14 protein-coding genes are annotated in these 17,530 nt (G+C 71.3%); 9 read left to right on the forward strand and 5 right to left on the reverse strand.

Going from position 1 to position 17,530, the window contains the following annotated elements:
• Nucleotides 1–64 precede the first annotated feature (64 nt).
• Complete coding sequence (ctaD, locus tag AB0958_RS36750) at nt 65–1,663, forward strand: cytochrome c oxidase subunit I (RefSeq protein ID WP_366894815.1); 1,599 nt, start codon at nt 65–67, stop codon at nt 1,661–1,663.
• The gene (locus AB0958_RS36755; RefSeq protein ID WP_366894816.1) at nt 1,660–1,995 is read left to right on the forward strand and encodes a hypothetical protein; all 336 of its coding nucleotides are present in this window, start codon (nt 1,660–1,662) and stop codon (nt 1,993–1,995) included. Before ctaD ends, AB0958_RS36755 begins: the two co-directional genes overlap by 4 nt.
• Nucleotides 1,996–2,027: 32 nt before the next feature.
• Here AB0958_RS36755 and AB0958_RS36760 read toward each other — a convergent pair whose 3' ends face one another.
• A complete protein-coding gene (locus AB0958_RS36760) occupies nt 2,028–4,007 on the reverse strand; it encodes a ricin-type beta-trefoil lectin domain protein (RefSeq protein ID WP_366894817.1) in 1,980 nt (659 codons plus the stop codon).
• A 176-nt stretch (nt 4,008–4,183) separates the two neighbouring features.
• Nucleotides 4,184–4,849 carry a TetR/AcrR family transcriptional regulator gene (locus tag AB0958_RS36765; protein WP_366894818.1) on the reverse strand — a complete coding sequence of 222 codons (666 nt, stop codon included), beginning with the start codon at nt 4,847–4,849 and terminating at the stop codon, nt 4,184–4,186.
• Nucleotides 4,850–5,020: 171 nt separating this feature from the next.
• On the opposite strand from AB0958_RS36765, the gene AB0958_RS36770 reads away from it, so the two are divergent.
• Complete coding sequence (locus AB0958_RS36770; RefSeq protein WP_366894819.1) at nt 5,021–6,268, forward strand: YncE family protein; 1,248 nt, start codon at nt 5,021–5,023, stop codon at nt 6,266–6,268.
• 60 nt (nt 6,269–6,328) lie between these two features.
• Here AB0958_RS36770 and AB0958_RS36775 read toward each other — a convergent pair whose 3' ends face one another.
• Together AB0958_RS36775 and AB0958_RS36780 are read right to left on the reverse strand one after the other, a co-directional pair.
• Complete coding sequence (locus AB0958_RS36775; protein ID WP_366894820.1) at nt 6,329–8,191, reverse strand: cellulase family glycosylhydrolase; 1,863 nt, start codon at nt 8,189–8,191, stop codon at nt 6,329–6,331.
• 77 nt (nt 8,192–8,268) lie between these two features.
• Nucleotides 8,269–10,293, reverse strand: coding sequence for a translation factor GTPase family protein (locus AB0958_RS36780; RefSeq protein ID WP_366894821.1), 2,025 nt, complete (start codon nt 10,291–10,293; stop codon nt 8,269–8,271).
• 302 nt (nt 10,294–10,595) lie between these two features.
• Here AB0958_RS36780 and AB0958_RS36785 point away from each other — a divergent pair, with 302 nt between their 5' ends.
• Nucleotides 10,596–11,702: an XdhC family protein gene (locus tag AB0958_RS36785; RefSeq protein WP_366894829.1), complete on the forward strand. Its 1,107-nt coding sequence runs from the start codon at nt 10,596–10,598 to the stop codon at nt 11,700–11,702.
• 66 nt (nt 11,703–11,768) lie between these two features.
• Here the strand turns inward: AB0958_RS36785 and AB0958_RS36790 are convergent, their stop codons facing one another.
• Nucleotides 11,769–12,269 (reverse strand): metallophosphoesterase, encoded by a 501-nt coding sequence (locus AB0958_RS36790; RefSeq protein WP_366894822.1) that lies wholly within the window; start codon nt 12,267–12,269, stop codon nt 11,769–11,771.
• A gap of 89 nt (nt 12,270–12,358) precedes the next feature.
• Between AB0958_RS36790 and AB0958_RS36795 the strand changes: the two genes are divergently transcribed.
• The 5 genes from AB0958_RS36795 to AB0958_RS36815 all read left to right on the forward strand — a co-directional run.
• On the forward strand, nt 12,359–12,796 hold the full coding sequence (locus tag AB0958_RS36795; protein ID WP_366894823.1) for a MarR family transcriptional regulator: 438 nt from the start codon (nt 12,359–12,361) through the stop codon (nt 12,794–12,796).
• Complete coding sequence (locus AB0958_RS36800) at nt 12,796–14,274, forward strand: MFS transporter (RefSeq protein ID WP_366894825.1); 1,479 nt, start codon at nt 12,796–12,798, stop codon at nt 14,272–14,274. The genes AB0958_RS36795 and AB0958_RS36800 overlap by 1 nt, the downstream gene beginning before the upstream one ends.
• An 8-nt stretch (nt 14,275–14,282) precedes the next feature.
• Complete coding sequence (locus AB0958_RS36805; RefSeq protein WP_366894826.1) at nt 14,283–14,867, forward strand: hydrolase; 585 nt, start codon at nt 14,283–14,285, stop codon at nt 14,865–14,867.
• 150 nt (nt 14,868–15,017) lie between these two features.
• Nucleotides 15,018–17,033, forward strand: a complete 2,016-nt coding sequence (locus tag AB0958_RS36810; protein ID WP_366894827.1) for a glycosyltransferase family A protein — start codon at nt 15,018–15,020, stop codon at nt 17,031–17,033.
• A gap of 5 nt (nt 17,034–17,038) precedes the next feature.
• The coding region (locus AB0958_RS36815; protein ID WP_366894828.1) for a dTDP-4-dehydrorhamnose 3,5-epimerase family protein at nt 17,039–17,530 on the forward strand (492 nt) is incomplete at its 3' end.

Here is a 17,530-nt window from a genome sequence, read left to right on the forward strand (position 1 = left end):
CGCGGTGACGCTCGTCGCACCCGCCGAGTGTGACCGGCGGGCGGTGCCCGGACACAGGCGGGGCATGAGGAACCCCACGTGGCTCACGACCACGGATCACAAGACGATTGGAACGCTGTACCTGGTCACGGCGTTCTCGTTCTTCTGCGTCGGTGGTGTGCTGGCCCTGTTCATGCGGGCGGAACTGGCTCGCCCCGGCCTGCAGATCATGTCGAACGAACAGTTCAACCAGGCCTTCACGATGCACGGCACGATCATGCTGCTGATGTTCGCGACCCCGCTGTTCGCGGGCTTCGCCAACTGGATCATGCCGCTCCAGATCGGCGCCCCGGACGTGGCGTTCCCACGCCTGAACATGCTGGCCTACTGGCTCTACCTGCTCGGCTCGACGATCGCGGTGGGCGGCTTCCTCACCCCGCAGGGAGCGGCCGACTTCGGGTGGTTCGCCTACGCCCCGCTCTCGGACGCGGTGCGCACGCCGGGGATCGGCGCCGACATGTGGATCATGGGTCTGGCCTTCTCCGGTTTCGGCACGATTCTCGGCGCGGTCAACTTCATCACCACGATCATCTGCATGCGGGCCCCCGGAATGACCATGTTCCGCATGCCGGTCTTCGTGTGGAACGTCCTGCTCACCGCCGTACTCGTGCTCCTCGCCTTCCCGGTGCTCGCGGCGGCCCTGTTCGCCCTGGAGGCGGACCGGAAGTTCGGCGCCCACGTCTTCGACGCGGCCAACGGCGGGGCGCTGCTCTGGCAGCACCTGTTCTGGTTCTTCGGCCACCCGGAGGTCTACATCATCGCGCTGCCGTTCTTCGGCATCATCAGCGAGGTCATCCCGGTCTTCGCCCGCAAGCCGATGTTCGGTTACCTGGGCCTGGTGGCTGCCACCATCGCCATCGCCGGTCTCTCGGTCACCGTCTGGGCCCACCACATGTACGTCACGGGGGGTGTGCTGCTGCCCTTCTTCTCCTTCATGACGTTCCTGATCGCCGTCCCGACGGGAGTGAAGTTCTTCAACTGGATCGGCACCATGTGGCAGGGATCCCTGTCGTTCGAGACACCGATGCTGTGGACCACGGGCTTCCTGGTGACGTTCGTCTTCGGCGGCCTGACCGGGGTGATGCTGGCCTCCCCGCCGATCGACTTCCACGTCTCCGACTCGTACTTCGTGGTCGCCCATTTCCACTACGTGGTCTTCGGCACGGTGGTCTTCGCGATGTTCGCCGGATTCCACTTCTGGTGGCCCAAGTTCACGGGGAAGATGCTGGACGAACGCCTCGGGAAGATCACCTTCTGGACCCTCTTCACCGGCTTCCACGGCACGTTCCTGGTCCAGCACTGGCTGGGCGCACAGGGCATGCAGCGCCGGATCCCCGACTACCTGGCAGCCGAGGGGCTCACCACCCTCAACACGGTCTCGACCATCTTCTCGTTCCTGCTGGGCTCGTCCCTGCTCCCGTTCTTCTACAACGTCTGGAAGACCGCGCGGTACGGGGTGAAGGTCGAGACGGACGACCCGTGGGGCTACGGCCGCTCGCTGGAGTGGGCGACCTCCTGCCCGCCCCCGCGCCACAACTTCACGACCCTGCCCCGGATCCGCAGCGAGTCCCCCGCGTTCGACCTGCACCATCCGCTTCCACACGCGGAGTTGACCGCTCGATGACGGCACGGGAGGAGGAGCGCGCACTGGTGCGTCAGGTGGAGGGTCATCTGCTGATCGCGGCGGCGCGCGAGCAGGGCCGGGCGGCGGGGGCCCGGGCGGCGGACCGGCTGGGCTGGCTGACGGACACCCAGCGGGAGGACCTGGAGCGTCAGCTGGAGGCCGAGTACCTGGGGCTGGCCCGGATGTCCTGGCAGCGCACGGCGCAGCGCGCCGAGGAGCTCAGGGGGGAGTACGAAGCGAGGTACCGCGTGCTCCGCCGACGACTGCTGGCCGTCCTGCTCCTCCTGTGCACTGCGCTGACAGCGGCGGCCCTCCTGGCGTCGGCGGTGTGAGCGCGCCCGGAGAACCGCCCGCTCAGCTCGGCTCAGCTCCGGCTCCACTGCTGGTTGGACCCGCCGTTGCAGGCCCAGAGCACCAGGGACGTCCCGTTGCCGGTGGCCGCGTTGTACGCGTCCAGGCAGAGCCCGGCGTTCACGTTCGTGATCGTCCCGTCCGGGTTGACGTTCCACTTCTGGTTGTTCTGGCCGTTGCAGTCCCAGATCACGACCTTGGTGCCGTTGGCGGTGCCCTGGTTGTAGGCGTCCAGGCACTTGTTGCCGTACACCACGAACTCCTTGCGGGAGGTGTACGTCCAGGCCTGGTTCTGGCCGCCGTTGCAGTCCCAGATCTCCGCCTGGGTGCCGTTGGTGATGGTGTTGTCGTAGAGGTCGGCACAGCGCCCGGAGGCCCCGCCCACCAGGAGCGTGCCGTTGGTGCCAGGGATCGGGCCGACCGCGATCGAGCCGAGGGTGGGCAGCGGACTTCCGCTGAAGCTGAGGGAGTTGCCCGACCCCTTGCGCAGGTCGACCTGGACCGAGACGGTGCCCTGCGCGGACCCGGTCGGCGGGAAGGAGACCGTCGTGGCGGTCTGGCCGTTCACCTGGAGCGTGCCGGTGACCGCGGTGGAACCGGTGTTGGTGTAGGCGACGTCGACGACGTCCAGACCGGTGCTCGCCGCACTCACCCCGGTGTACCGGCCGGCCGAGGAGGCGCTGTACGCGGTGGCCGGCACCTCGGTGCCGCCGCTGATCCGGAGCAGCACGGAACCGCCGGCCGGGACACTCGCGGTGTAACCGGTGCTGTACGAGCCGAGGTTCGACCGCGCCCACAGGTCGCGTACCGTCGCGGCGGCGCCGGTCAGGCCGAGGTCGGACCAGCGGACGGTGATGTTCGCGGCGGCGGAGGTGCGGTTGAGCAGGACGACCGCCCGGTTGCCGGTGCCGGTGAGGACCTTGCCGTAGACCTGGAGACCGGTGGTGTCCTCGGCGACCTTGGCGCCCTGGAGGCCGCGCGGGTCCTGGTCGACGGCGATGACGTCGGGGTTCTTGAGGACGGCGGCGGTCTCAGCGGTCATGGTGGTGAGGTCGTTGCCGGCCAGCAGCGGGGCCCCGGAGATCGCCCACAGGGCCATGTGGGTGCGGTTCTGGGCCGCCGACAGGCCGGTCATGCCGACGGTCAGCATGTCGGGGTCGTTGTAGTAGCCGGTGTGCTGGGCGGCCGGGTGCAGGGTCTGGTCGAAGTTGGACAGGACGGCGGCCTGCGACGCGGTGCCGCCGTAGTAGTAGATGTCCGTGCTGGTCCGCCACATGGGGGCGAGGCCCGTCGCCCAGTTCCAGGTGTTCTGGTAGCCCCAGTTGCACAGGGACAGGGTCAGCGGGCGGCCGGTCGTGGCGGCGGCCGTGGTGACGGCGGAGCTGATCGACCTGTAGGTGGTGGCCGCGTCCAGGCCCTCGGCGTCACCTCCGCACCAGTCGACCTTCACGAAGTCGAAGCCCCACTCGGAGAACTGGAGCATGTCCTGGGCGTAGTGGCCCTCGCTGCCGGTGCCGGCGGCGGCGGGACGGCCGGTGGGGTAGTAGTAACCGCAGCCGTCGCGGCCGGCGTCGGTGTAGATGCCGGCCTTCAGGCCCTTGCTGTGGATGTAGTCGGCGATCGCGCTCATGCCACCGGGCCACTCACTCATATCGACGGTGATGTCGCCGTCGCCGTCGCGGGTGCCCTGCCACCAGCCCTCGTCGATGTCGATGTACCGGTAGCCGGCGGCCGGCAGCCCGGCCGCGACGAACGCGTCGACCTGCGCCTTGATCACGTTGTAGTCGATCTTCGCCGCGAAGCTGTTCCAGGAGGCCCAGCCCATCGGGGCGGTGGGCACGGACACCTGCGCGGCCGTCGCCGCGCGGGCCGGCCCCGGCGCGGCGAAGAGGAGGGCGGCGGCAGCCGCGAGGGCCAGGGCGAGGGCGCGCGCGGCAGCGGACCACAGGTGTCGTACGAGACCACCGCGGGCCGAAAGGGGCGGGGGGTACATGCGGCTCCTCCATGGGGGTGCACGACGGTGTCCGACCCGACACGTTCGTAATGACGAACACAGATCGATGTCCCGAACATGTCGCGCGCCGAACGTAGAGCCGCCCGGGGTTCACGTCAACGACTGCGACAGGGGTGAACTCACCACCGGCCCGGGGCCGTCGGGAGACCGACCGCCTACCGGGAGCCCCCCGGTACCCACCCCTCCGGCCGCAGCATCCCCACCAGCAACCGCACCAGTTCCCCCACGACGTCGTCCAGCGAAGCGTCCACCCACCCGGCACTCCAGTCGTGCAGCAACCCGTTCACGCTCCCGATGAACGCGGCGGCCGCCAGCCGGTAGTCACGCGGCGCCGCGTCCCCGCGCGCCACCGCCGCGTTCGCCTCCGCGCAGATCAGCTCCACCCAGCGCGCCCGCCGCGCCAGCCGCTGCTCCTCCAGCCGGGGACTGACTCCGATGATCTCGACGAACGTGATCCGGATCCGCCGCGGATCCGACGTGACGTCCCGCGCGTACGCGCGGAACAGCACGGTCACCCGCTCGACCAACGACAGCGCCTCCGCCTCCGCGAGGGCGTCCCGCACCGCCTCCTCGGCCCACCCGTTCACCTCCAGGTGCAGCGCGGCGAGCACGTCCTCCAGGGTCTCGAACTCCTCGTAGAACTGCCGGGTCGACAGGCCCGCCTGCTGACTCAGCGCGGCCACGGTCGTGGCGCGAAACCCCGGTGCCCCGCCGAAGAGCTCGAGCGCGGCGTCCAGGAACCGCCGGCGCCGCTCGGCCTTGCGTTCTTCGGCGGACCGGCCGCCGTAGCGGCCCGTCGGTGCCTTGAGCCTGCCCGCCAACACTGCCCCCTCCGTCGTCCACCCGTTGGCCAATTTTGTCGTGTACGCCTCTTGTGGAGTAGGCCCACCCCTCCTTACTTTTCAGTAAGTTCATTTGAACGCGCCCGTGTTCAGATTTCGTGACGCCTGACCGCACGCGCGCCCCACACCCCATCAGAGGAGAGAGCACTCATGCCTGCCATCAGACCCAGGCACCTTTGCTCCGTGGCCGCCGCCCTCGTACTGACCGTCACCGCGCCCGCGACCGCCGCCACCGCCGCGGCCGACGCCTCCCTGCGCCAGGTGCTGTTCGTCGGGAACAACTGGGACGGCACCGCGACCGTCCTGAACGCCACCGGTGACTTCGCCAAGGTCGGCCAGCTCAACGTCATCCCCGACAAGGACGCGCGGATCGCCGAGATCAACGCCGACCCCATCAAGTGGATCTACTACACGTCCATTCGCAACGAGGTCGGCCAGGGCCACGACCAGTACGCGGACGACATGTACTCCACGCCGGACGGCAGGTCCGTGGTGGTCTCGCGCCCGAGCTTCGCCGACGTGGTCTCCATCGACCTGGCCACCGACAAGGTCAACTGGCGTTTCCCGGTGGCCGGTTACCGCGCCGACCACATGGCCGTCTCCCCCGACGGCACCAAGGTCGCGGTCTCGGCGTCCACCGCGGACAAGGTGCAGGTGCTGGACATCAACACCGGTAAGGAACTGGGCGAGATCGCCACCGGTGACAAGCCGCACGAGAACGTCTTCACCCCCGACGGCAAGTACATCTGGAACATGTCGATCGGTGAGGTCACCACCTCGCTCGACGACCCGGGCTGGGACTGGACCAAGGGCGACCGGCACATCACCGTCGCCGACGCCACGACCTACAAGCAGGTCAAGACGATCGACATGCGCGCCCGGCTGGACGCGTTCGGCCTGAAGGACTTCTCGGACGCGGTCCGGCCCGCCGCCTTCACCCCCGACTTCTCGAAGATGTACTTCCAGGTGTCGTTCTTCAACGGCTTCCTGGAGTACGACATCGCCAGCGACAAGATCACCCGGATGAAGACCCTGCCGGCGAATCCCGCGACCAGCACGGACCGCACCACCTGGCTCCTCGACTCGCGCCACCACGGCATCTCCATGAAGCCGGACGGCACCAAGCTGTGCGTGGCCGGGACGATGGACAACTACGCCACCGTCGTCGACCGGGCCACCCTCCAGGAAGGCCCGCTCATCACCGCGTCCACCCCGTACTGGGCCACGGTCAGCGGTGACGGCAAGGACTGCATCATCTCCGAGAGCGGCGCCGACCAGGTGACGGCGATCGACTTCGCCACCGGCCAGAAGGTGACCTCGGTCCCGGTCGGTGACCACCCGCAGCGGGTCCGGCTCGGCCATGTGCAGGCCGACTGGACGGGCGCCTCGTCGAGTTGACGCGCCCCCACCCTCTTCGGCCTCCGGGGTCAGGCGGGACCCCGGGGGCCGAAGCCCTGCTCAGAACTTCGCCGCCACCCAGGCGGCCAGTTCCGACCTGGCCGCGTTCAGCTGCGTGGCACTGGGCGCGGTCGCCCCGTTGGTCACCAGCGCGAAGTGCAGTACGCCGGAGTCCGCGTCGGTGAGCAGCAGCCGGCGGCTGCCCGTCCCGCCCGGTTCCGCCGCCACGCCGACCGGGGTCGAGGACGAGTACGCCGGGGGTGCGTAGGCCGTGCCCAGGTCGGAGACGACGGTGGTGGACGCGCTCGGGAAGGAGGCGGGCAGGTGGAGTTCGGTGGGTGCGCTGGAGCTGGAGGAGCGCCAGACCTGGACGGCGTACTGGCCGGAGCCGACCAGCGCGGCCACGTTCGGCAGCGAGCTGGGCACCGGGTTCCAGGTCAGGGTCGTCGAGCCGTCCCGGGAGCGGTCCTCGTAGGTGAAGGCGAGGGTGGTGCCCGCGGTGGCGCCCGGGTAGACGCGGTCGAGCAGCCGGGCGTCCTGACGAAGTGTCACTGCGCCGGAGTCGTCCGTGTTCACGGCCGAGAGGTCCTCGTCGTTCCAGGCGTCGCCCGCGGTCAGCACCTTGCTCGCGTTGCCGTTCATCAGCTCGTGGTGCCGGCCGTTGTAGATGTCCCACTGCCACTGGGTACCGGAGAGGACCGGGCCCGAGGACGCCGGGGTGGTCCACCAGGTCGAGCCGGGCAGGCGGGAGTCGAGGGCCTGGTACATGGCCTTGTCGACGGTCGGCGCCTTGCCCGCGGTGGTACCCGACAGCGGGTGTCCGAACTCGCTGACGACCGCCGTGGTCCCGGCGGCCGACGCGCGGTCGCGGACGGTGCCGAAGTCGGTGGAGTACTGGCCGTCGGAGGCGTTGCCCCACATCAGGATGCCGGAGATGGCCTTCTGGTCGTAGAAGTGGGTGTTGAAGACGTAGCGCGAGCCGAGCGTGCCCGCGTCCAGCAGGCCGCCCGGCTGCTTCTGCGCGTCGATGTTGGCGTTCCAGAAGAGGTTGGGCTCGACGAGGGCGGGCTTGGCGGTCCAGCCGGCGGCGTCCATCCGGGCCCGGAACTTCTGGTAGAAGGGCCAGAGCCGGTTCTGCTCCCAGGTGCGGGAGGTCTCACCGGATTCGTAGGAGCCGGCGTAGGGCTCGTTGTAGGGGTCGAAGCCGACGACGCCCGCGAACTGGTCCGCGGTCAGGTGCTGGGCCAGGTAGGTCATGGCGGTCTGGGCCGTGGCCAGGAAGGCGTCCTGGAGGCCGTAGTCGTTGTGCCAGAAGTCGTACTGGCCCTTCTGGACGGCCGCGTTCTGGGTGATGTTCTGACCCCAGAAGAGGCAGATGCCGCAGGACTCGGCGGGATAGCCGCCCAGCGCCACCGCCCACGCCGGGGCGCCGTCACCGGTGTACCAGCTGCCCGAGTTGAACAGGTAGCGGGAGTACAGGTCCTGGTGGAAGTCGGGGAAGACCCGGATGCCGGCGTCGAGGAACGCCTGCATCTGCGCGGTCACGGCGGCCAGGTAGGTGGTGCTGACCTGGCCCCGCACGGGTTCGGCGGACGCCCAGGAGAGCAGGAAGCGGACGGCGTTGCCGCCGCCGAGGGCACGCAGCGCGGTGGCCGACTTCCTCGCGTCGGCGACGGAGGCGAACGGCAGGCCGTTGTTCTCCGCCAGCTTGGTCTCGCCGGAGACGTTGTAGCCGCGCAGGACGACCTCACGGCCCTGGCCGTCGACGAAACGGCCGTTCTGCACGGTGAGCGGGGTGCCGTCGAACCAGAGGGAGTCGGACGGGGTGGCTGCGGAGGCGGACGGGGCGCCCGCCACCGCGAGGAATCCGCAGAGGACAACCAGGACAACGATCAAACGCGCCCGGATACTGGTCATGCTCATTACAGTCCGGGTATTTCCGGACACCGTCAATACTTCTGACTCATGAGTAAGTTGAATCCCTGTAAGGCACTTGGCCCTCAGCCGCTCACACGGCCGGTCACCTTCAACAGATACTCCTTGCGGTCGAGCGGATTGTGATCGGTACGCGCCCGCTCGGGGACCGTCCCGTGCGCCACGGGTGCGTAGTGGTCGAAGACGCTCTCCAGTTCCCCCTCGCCCCGGGTCAGGCCCGGCAGCAACTGCTCCAGCCGGTGCACCCGGGCCGCGGGGACCTCCCCCTCCAGCACGCAGAGCGCGGCCTCGGTGCCGGTGCGCCGGGGCAGCGCACCGAGCCGGGTGAGCACCGGGAGCAGCCCGCCGAGCGTGTCCGCGGGAGCCTCCAGGCGGAAGCGGTGCATCGGCTCGTGCACCCGGGTGCCGGCCCGTCGCAGCGCCTCGGTCAGCACGAGCGGGGTCAGCCCGCGGAAGTCCTGGCCGGTGCTCGACATGCTCTTGTCGAAGCCCTGGTGGGCATGGCTCTGCCGGGGCGAGTAACCGGAATGGGTCATGGTGACGGTGGCGTCCGGGATCCGCCAGCCGTGCAACCCCTGGGCGAGGGTCTCGCGCACGGTGTCCTCGACGGCCTTGAAGAAGGCGTACGGCATCGAGCCGAGCTCCACCTCCAGGCGGAAGCAGACGCCCGCGCCGACCGGGGCCGGTTCCACCCGCAGGCCCACCGTGGCGAGGAAGGGGTTGCCGTCCTTCTTGTTGAACTCGACGGCGGCTCCCGTCCCGGCGATCCGCTCGACGTAGACGGTGGTGGTCTCCCGGAAGGTGACGTCGAGGCCGTACTCGTCGGCGAGGGTCGCCTGGACGACCTCCTTCTGGACCTCGCCGTACAGGGAGACGGAGGTCTCCCGCCGCACCTCGTCGTGCCGGACGTCGATCAGCGGGTCCTGCTCGGCGAGCTGGGTGAGGGCGATGTGCAGGGAGCGGCGGTCGGTGCCGGGGCCCGGGACGACGACGGTCTCCAGGGTCGGGGGTGCGAAGTGGTGCGCGTACGCGCGGGCCGGCCGGCCGAGCGCGTCCCCGATCCGGACGCCGCCGAGCCCCCACACCTTGACGATCCGCCCGGCACCGGCACTGTCCTGCCGGCGCTCGGCACCCCGGTCGAAGACGGACAGCCCGGTGACCCGCCCCTCCGCCCGGCCCCCGGCTGCCTGGTGGCCCAGGTCGGCGGCGTCGCCGCGGCCTTCCCCGGCGTCGGCGCCGAACGGGATCCGCTCGCGTACCCGGAGCGTGCCGGAGAAGATCCGGGCGTAGGCGATCTGCTCCCCCGCCGGACCCCGCTCCACCTTGAACACCGTGCCGGAGACCGGGCCCGCCGGATCGCCGCCGGCCGCCGGAAGCAGCCCCTCGACGCCGGCGACCAGGTCGGGCACCCCGGCGCCCGTGACGGCGGAACCGAAGTACACCGGATGGACCAGGCACCGCCGGGTCTGGCCGGCGAGGGCCGTCCACACCTGGGCGTCGGGGACACCACCGTCCAGGTACGCGGCGAGCAGCGCGTCGTCGTGGTCAGCGAGCACCTCCGGCGCGGTGGGGCCGAGGCCGGGCACGAACCGGGCCTCGCGGGTGCCGAGTCCGACGGGCCGGCCCATGGGGACGAACGGGACGGCGAGCCTGCGGGTCAGCTGGGCGAGCACGGCCTCGTCCCGGGCGCCCCGCCGGTCGATCTTGTTCACGAAGACCAGCGTGGGGATGCCCAGCCTGCGCAGGGTCCGCATCAGGACGCGGGTCTGCGCCTGGACGCCCTCCACCGCCGAGACCACCAGGACCGCCCCGTCGAGGACGCCGAGGACCCGCTCCACCTCGGCGATGAAGTCCGGATGCCCGGGGGTGTCGATGAGGTTGACGGTCACCCCGTCCAGCGGGAACGACACGACCGCCGACTTGATGGTGATCCCTCGTCGCCGTTCCAGCGCGAGGGTGTCGGTGCGGGTGCTGCCGGCGTCGACACTGCCGAGTTCGTCGATGACCCCGGCCGTGTGCAGCAGCCGTTCGGTCAGGCTGGTCTTACCCGCGTCGACGTGCGCGAGGATTCCGAGATTGAGCAGATGCACTGAGCGTGATGTCCTTCGGCATGGGTGGGATTCCTTCCTGGGTGGACATGCACGCAGCGCGCATCGGGTGGTCCTCTCCGGGTGACGTCGGGTCGGGAGCAGTGCAGCAGGGACGGCCCCCGACCGCAACGGATTAACCCGCCGGCGGGAGCGCCGCCGCACGCGCCCGCCGGCTCCGCCCGGCTGCCACGAGCGCCGGGATGTCACTCCCTGGCGCACCGTGCGGGAGTCGCCGCGGCGTGGCGGGGAACCCGGTCCGGTGCCCGGTACGGCCGGGGCGCGGGCCGGGAGAGGAGCGGATGGTGCGTGAGATCCTGCCGGCGCTGGCCGACTGGCACGCGGACGGGCGCCCGTTCGGTCTTGCCACGGTGGTCTCGGTCAGCCGCAGTGCGCCGCGCGGGCCCGGTGCGGCCATGGCGGTGGGCCCGGACGACGAGGTGGTGGGCAGCGTCTCCGGGGGCTGTGTGGAGGGCGCCGTGTTCGAACTGGCGCGGGAGGTGGTGGCGAGCGGCGAGCCCCGGCTGCGGACCTTCGGCTACCGCGACGAGGACGCGTTCGCGGTGGGGCTGACCTGCGGCGGCGAGATCACCCTGCTGGTACGGCCGGTGACCCCGGGCTCCGACCCGTGGTTCGGCGCGGTCGCCGCATCGGTCGCCGCGGGTGAGCCGGTGACCGTCGCCACGGTGGTGGACGGCCCCGCGCCGCGCGGCGCGAGCCTGGCCGTCTGGCCGGACCGGGCGGCGGGCACGCTGGGCGCGGGCGGTCTCGACCTCGCGGTCGGTGCCGACGCCCGCGGCGAACTCGCCCTCGGCGTCTCGGTGCTGAGGCACTACGGTCCGCACGGCGAGCGCCGGGAGGACGCGGTCACGGTGTTCCAGCAGTCGTTCGCGCCGCCGCCGCGCATGCTGGTCTTCGGCGCGATCGACTACGCGGCCGCGGTGGCCCGCATCGGGGACTTCCTCGGCTACCGGGTCACCGTGTGCGACGCCCGTCCGGTCTTCGCCACGCCCAAGCGGTTCCCGGCCGCCGTCGAGGTGGTCGTCGACTGGCCGCACCGCTATCTGGGCGGCACGGGGACCGACGACCGCACGGTGGTCTGTGTCCTCACCCACGACCCGAAGTTCGACGTGCCGCTGCTGGAGGAGGCGTTGCGCCGGCCGGCCGCCTACATCGGGGCGATGGGCAGCCGCAGGACCCACGAGGAGCGCCTCGCCCGGCTGACCGAGGCAGGTCTCAGCGAGGCCCAGCTGTCCAGGCTGCGCTCCCCGTTGGGCCTCGACCTCGGCGCCCGTACGCCCGAGGAGGTCGCCGTGTCCGTGGCCGCCGAGATCGTCGCGCTGCGCTGGGGCGGCAGCGGCGCACCCCTGACGACGACCGGCGGCGCCATCCACGCGGCCGCCGCCGGGTGAGCGGCGGGAGGAGGGGAGCCGGAACCGCGCCACGCGTTCACCGGCCTCCCCTGCACCGGCAGCCGGTCAGCGCGGCGGCAGCCGGTGCAGGGTGACCTCGGTGAGGGTGCCGTCGGCGACGGTCGCGGTCAGGTAGGTGCAGTGGGGCTGGCGGCGGCGGTCGGTGGGCGAGCCGGGGTTGAGCAGCCGCAGCCCGCTCGGGGCGGTGGTGTCCCAGGGGATGTGGCTGTGCCCGAAGACGAGGACGTCCAGGTCGGGGAAGCGGGCGGCGCATCGGGCCTCGCGCCCCTGGGCGGCACCGGTCTCGTGGACCACCCCGAAGCGCAGGCCGCCGAGGTCGGCGTACGCCACCTCGGGGAGCCGGACGCGCAGGCCGGGGCCGTCGTTGTTGCCGTACACGCCGATGAGGCGGCGGCTGCCGGTCTCCAGCAGGTCGAGGGTGGCCTCGTCGACCCAGTCGCCGGCGTGGATCACGACGTCCGCGCACGGGAGTTCGGCGAGGAGCCGGTCCGGGAGCCGCTTGGCCCGCTTCGGGAGGTGGGTGTCGGAGGTCATGAGCAGGCGCACACCGTCAGCCTAGCCAACCCGGAAACTATTCAGCCTGAACTGAACAGTTCGGACTGGACAGTTTCAGCTTACGGTTCTAGGGTGGCCGCATGGCAGAGATCTCCGATTCCGCGACCCGGGCGGCCCGCGACCTGCGGGTGGTCTTCAGCAGGCTGCGCCGCCGCATCCGGGAGGTCGCCCAGGACGCGGACCTCACCCCGTCACAGGAGTCGGCGCTGACCCTGGTGTCGAAGCACGGCGCGGCCACGGCCAGCGCGCTGGCCTCCGCCGAGGGGGTGCGCCCGCAGTCGATGGCCGCCACCCTGGCCGCGCTGGACCAGCACGGCCTGATCCGGCGCAGCCCCGACCCGACCGACGGCCGCCGCCAGCTGGTGACCCTCACCGAGGTCGGCCAGGCCCGCGTCGAGGGCAACCGGCAGGCGCGCGAGGAGTGGCTGGCCCGCGCCTTCCAGGACCGGTACACCGAGGACGAGCGCCGTACCCTGCTCACCGCCATCGAACTGCTCGAACGGCTGTCGCGCCCGTGATGTCCAGGCTCACCTCGCGCACCCGCGCGGACACCCGTCCGGCGCCCGCCGGCTTCGACCGGCGACTGATCGCGCCGATGGTCCTGGGCTCCGTCCTGAACCCGATCAACTCCTCGATGATCGCCGTGGCCCTGGTGCCGATCGGCATAGCCTTCGGGGCGCCGCCCGCCGAGACGGTGTGGCTGGTCACCGCGCTGTACCTGGCGACCGCGGTGGGCCAGCCGGTGATCGGACGGCTCGTGGACATGTACGGACCGCGCAGGCTCTACCTCGTCGGGACCGGGCTGGTGGGCCTGGCCGGACTGGCGGGCACGCTGGCGCCCTCGCTGGGCGTGCTGATAGCGGCCCGGGTGCTGCTCGGGTTCGGCACGTCGGCCGCGTATCCGGCGGCGATGCGGCTGACCCGGAGCGAGGCCGAGCGCACCGGCCAGGACAGCCCGGCCGGGGTGCAGACCGCGCTCGCCGTGTCCGGCCAGACGGTGGCCGTGATCGGTCCGACGCTGGGCGGGCTGCTGATCGGCGCCGGGGGCTGGCACCTGGTGTTCGCCGTCAACGTGCCGCTCTCCGCGGCCTGTCTGGTTCTCGGCGCGAAGTGGCTGCCGAGGACCGCGGCCGCCGCCCGGTCCCAGCGCATGGACCTGGCCGGCATGGCCCTGTTCGCCGTCCTGCTGGTCTCGCTGATGCTGTTCCTGATGGGCCCGCGGCCCGACCGCTGGTACCTGCCCGCGCTGGCCGTCGTCGCGGCCGCGGCCTTCGCGGTTCGGGAGCTGCGGGTGCCCGACCCCTTCGTCGACCTGCGGGTCCTCGGCGGCAACGTTCCGCTCGTCGTCACCTACGTACGCCAGCTCCTCGCGTACACCACCTCGTACGCCTTCCTGTACGGCTACACGCAGTGGCTGGCGCAGGGTCGCGGGCTCGGCGCCTCCACGGTCGGGCTCGCGCTGCTGCCGCTGTCGGCCGCCGCGCTCGTCACCGCCACGGTCACCGGCCGCCGGGAGGCCGTCCGCGGCAAGCTGGTGGCCGGCTCCGTGCTGCAGATCGCGGGTTGCGCGGCCCTGCTGCTGGTCGGCGCCGGCAGCCCGCTCTGGCTGCTGCTCGCGGTCGGCGCGCTGCTCGGCGTCCCGCAGGGGCTGCTCGGGCTCGCCGCCCAGACCGCGCTGTACCGGCAGGCCGACCCGGAGCGGATCGGCTCCGCCGCCGGGCTGCTGCGCACGTTCATGTACCTCGGCGCGCTCGGAGCCTCCGCCGCCACCGCGGCGTTCTACCCGCACCGCGCCGACACGGGCGGGCTGCACGGCCTGGCCCTGTTCATGCTCGTCGGCTCCGCACTGCTGCTGGCGATCACCCTGCCGGACCGCTCACTGGCCCGGCCGACCCTCGAAACCCCCAAAACCACAGAAACCCCAATCCCGGAAACCCCAGAACCCTCTCAAGATCCTCAAGCCCCACAACCCCCTCAAGCCCGGCGAAAGGCCTGATCCATCCCATGTCTCTGAGCACCCTCGACCCGCGCACCGCCCTCGTCGTCATCGACCTCCAGCAGGGCATCGTGGCCATGCCCACCCAGCCGCACTCCGGTGCCGACGTGGTGGCCCGCGCCGCCGAGCTCGCCGCCGCCTTCCGTGCCAGGGACCTGCCCGTGGCCCTGGTCCGGGTCTCCTTCGCGGCCGACTTCGCCGACGCCGTGCCCGGCCGCACCGAGCGCCAGGCGCGCGGGCTCGCCTTCCCCGAGGGCTGGGACGTCGTGGTCGACGAGCTGTCCGGCCACGCCGGTGACATCCGGGTCACCAAGCACAACTGGAGCGCCTTCCACGGCACGGACCTCGACGTGCAGCTGCGCCGCCGGGGCGTCACCCAGATCGTGCTGGCCGGCATCGCCACCAGCATCGGCGTGGAGTCCACCGCCCGCGACGGCTACGCCCACGGGTACCACGTCACACTCGCCACGGACGCCATGGCCGACGGCGACGGCGAGGCGCACCGCAACAGTGTGGAGCGGATTTTCCCCCGGCTCGGTGAGTCGGGCAGCACGGCCGAGGTACTGGAACTGCTGGCCAAGACCCACGGCTGACCAGGACATTTGACGCACGGCTGACACTTCCCGACCCGGTCTTGACCAAGGGGTGCGACACGCCCGAGGTCGGGACCGGGTTAGCATTCGCCCACATGTACGTGCCGTCCAGGCAAACGGACGGCTTTATCCAGGGGGCTAGGAAGCCGGATGCCGGTCAAGGTGAGTGTTGTCGTCCCTGTCTACAACCCGGGACCCTATATCGAGGACTGCATCGCCTCGGTGCTGCGGCAGTCGCTGCCGCGCGACGAGTACGAGGTCATCTTCGTGGACGACGGCTCCAGCGACGAGACCCCGGCCCGGCTGGACGCGCTCGCGGCCGAGCACCCGCACATCCAGGTCATCCACCAGGAGCCCTCCGGCTGGTCCGGCAAGCCCAGGAACGTCGGCATCGCCGCCTCCAAGGGCGAGTTCGTGATGTTCGTCGACAACGACGACTTCCTCGGCGACGAGGCCCTGGAGCGGATGTACGACTACGGCGTCGCCAACGAGGCCGACCTCGTCATCGGCAAGATGGCCGGCAAGGGCCGCCCGGTGCCGGTGGAGCTGTTCCGCCGCAACCACCCGCGGGCCACCGTCGAGAACGCCCCGCTGATGAGCAGCCTGACCCCGCACAAGATGCTGCGCCGGTCCTTCCTGGACCGCATCGGGCTGCGCTTCCCCGAGGGCCGTCGGCGCCTGGAGGACCACGTCTTCGTCGCCGAGGCGTACCTGCGCGCGTCGAACATCTCGGTGCTCAGCGACTACGTCTGCTACTACCACATCAAGCGCGAGGACGCCTCCAACGCCGGTTTCCAGCGCTTCGACCCGGTCGGCTACTTCGGCAACCTCCGGGAGGCTCTCGACGTCGTCGAGCGCTACACCGAGCCCGGCGCCAAGCGCGACCGGATGTTCCACCGCTGGCTGAACAACGAGATGACCGAGCGGCTGCGCGGCAAGCGGTTCCTCAACCTGCCGGACGACTACCGCAGGGAGCTCTTCGACGAGATCCACAAGGTGATCGCCGAGCGGATGGGCCCGTCCGTGTTCGCCCTGCTCGCCCCGGCCCAGCGGGTGGTCGCCGAGCTGGCCGCCGCCGGCCGCTACGAGGACGTGCTCGCCGTCGCCGAGTGGGAGGCGGCCGTCACCCCCTCCACGGCCCTGGAGCGGGTCGTCTGGGACGGCGGCGCCCTGAAGCTCGACTTCACCGCCGAGTACACCGCGGACGGTGCCCCGAAGACGTACCCGGCCGACACCACTGCCGCGTCCGAGGGCCCGGCGGCGACGGCCGCGGAGGCGATCGACCGGCTGGAGCGCGGCACGGCGGCCCGGTTCAACAAGGCCAACGTCGACCTGGTGGTGCGCGAGCGCGAGACCCACGCGCAGTTCTTCCAGCCGGTCGAGCTGACCCGTGAGACCGTGCCCGTCGAGGGGGAGGCCGACCGGGTGCGCCTGGTCGTCCGCGCCACGGCCACGGTGAACCCGGCCACCGCCGCCAGCGGCACCCCGCTGACGGCGGGCCTGTGGGACGCGTTCGTCCGCCTGACGATCGGCGGCTGGACCCGGGAGCACCGGCTGTTCCCGGTGTCCAGGCATCCGCTCCCCGCGGTGCCGGTCCCGGGCGTGGTCGGTGGCCGGCGTGTGCTGCCGTACTGGACGGTCAAGAACAACTTCGCCCTCGACGTCGACATGGCGAGCAAGCGGCTCGGCTTCGGCGAGTTCAAGCCCGAGGACTTCACCGTGGCCGGGGACCGGCTGCGCGCGGTGCTGCCGTTCCACGTCGACGGTGACGTCAAGGCGTCGGTGCGGCTGACCGGCCCCAAGCCCGCAGCCGAGGTGCTGGAGGTGCCCGCCACGCTGTCGCCCGCGGAGGGCGGCGGAGCGGTGCTGGACGCCCCGCTGCCGGTCCGGTCCCTGCAGGAGGGCGGCTGGCGGCTCGCGCTGGCCCTGCTCGCGGACGTGGCCGAGCCGCGCTTCTTCACGCTGCCGCTGGTCGTCCGCACCTCCCCCGCGGGCCTGAAGGTCGTCAAGCCGGCCGCGAAGAAGTCCGCGGCGGCCGCCGCCACCCCGAAGTCCGGCCCCGGCGCCGTCCGTAAGCTGGCCCGCAAGCTTCCGCTGCCGGTGCGCCGCGCGCTGGTCAGGGCACTCGGCAGGGGCAGGACGCCCGCACGACAGGAAGGCAAGTAAGAACCGTGCGACCGTTGAGCATCGAAGGCGCCTGGGTCCAGGAGCCGAAGGTCTTCCCCGACGACCGGGGCAGCTTCCACGAGTGGTTCAAGGCGGAGGACTTCCGCGAGGCCCTCGGCTACGACCTCGACCTCGTGCAGGCCAACTGCTCGGTCTCCCGGCGGGGCGTCCTGCGCGGCGTCCACTTCGCCGACGTGCCGCCGAGCCAGTCCAAGTACGTCAAGTGCGTACGCGGGGCCGTGCTGGACGTCATCGTGGACATCCGGGTCGGGTCCCCCACGTTCGGCCGCTGGGAGGCGGTCCGGCTCGACGAGGAGAACCGGCACGCCGTGTTCCTCTCGGAGGGTCTCGGCCACGCCTTCATGGCGCTGACCGACGACGCCACGGTGGTCTACCTGTGCTCAGCTGTCCGCGGCCACCCCCGAGGACCTGCGGGCCAGCGCGCTGAGTCTGGACACCTCCCTGTCCCAGGCGGTCCGCGCAGCCGCACCGCCCCT

The organism is Streptomyces sp. NPDC006655, from assembly GCF_040703965.1.
In the GTDB taxonomy this organism is placed as follows: Bacteria; Actinomycetota; Actinomycetes; order Streptomycetales; family Streptomycetaceae; genus Streptomyces.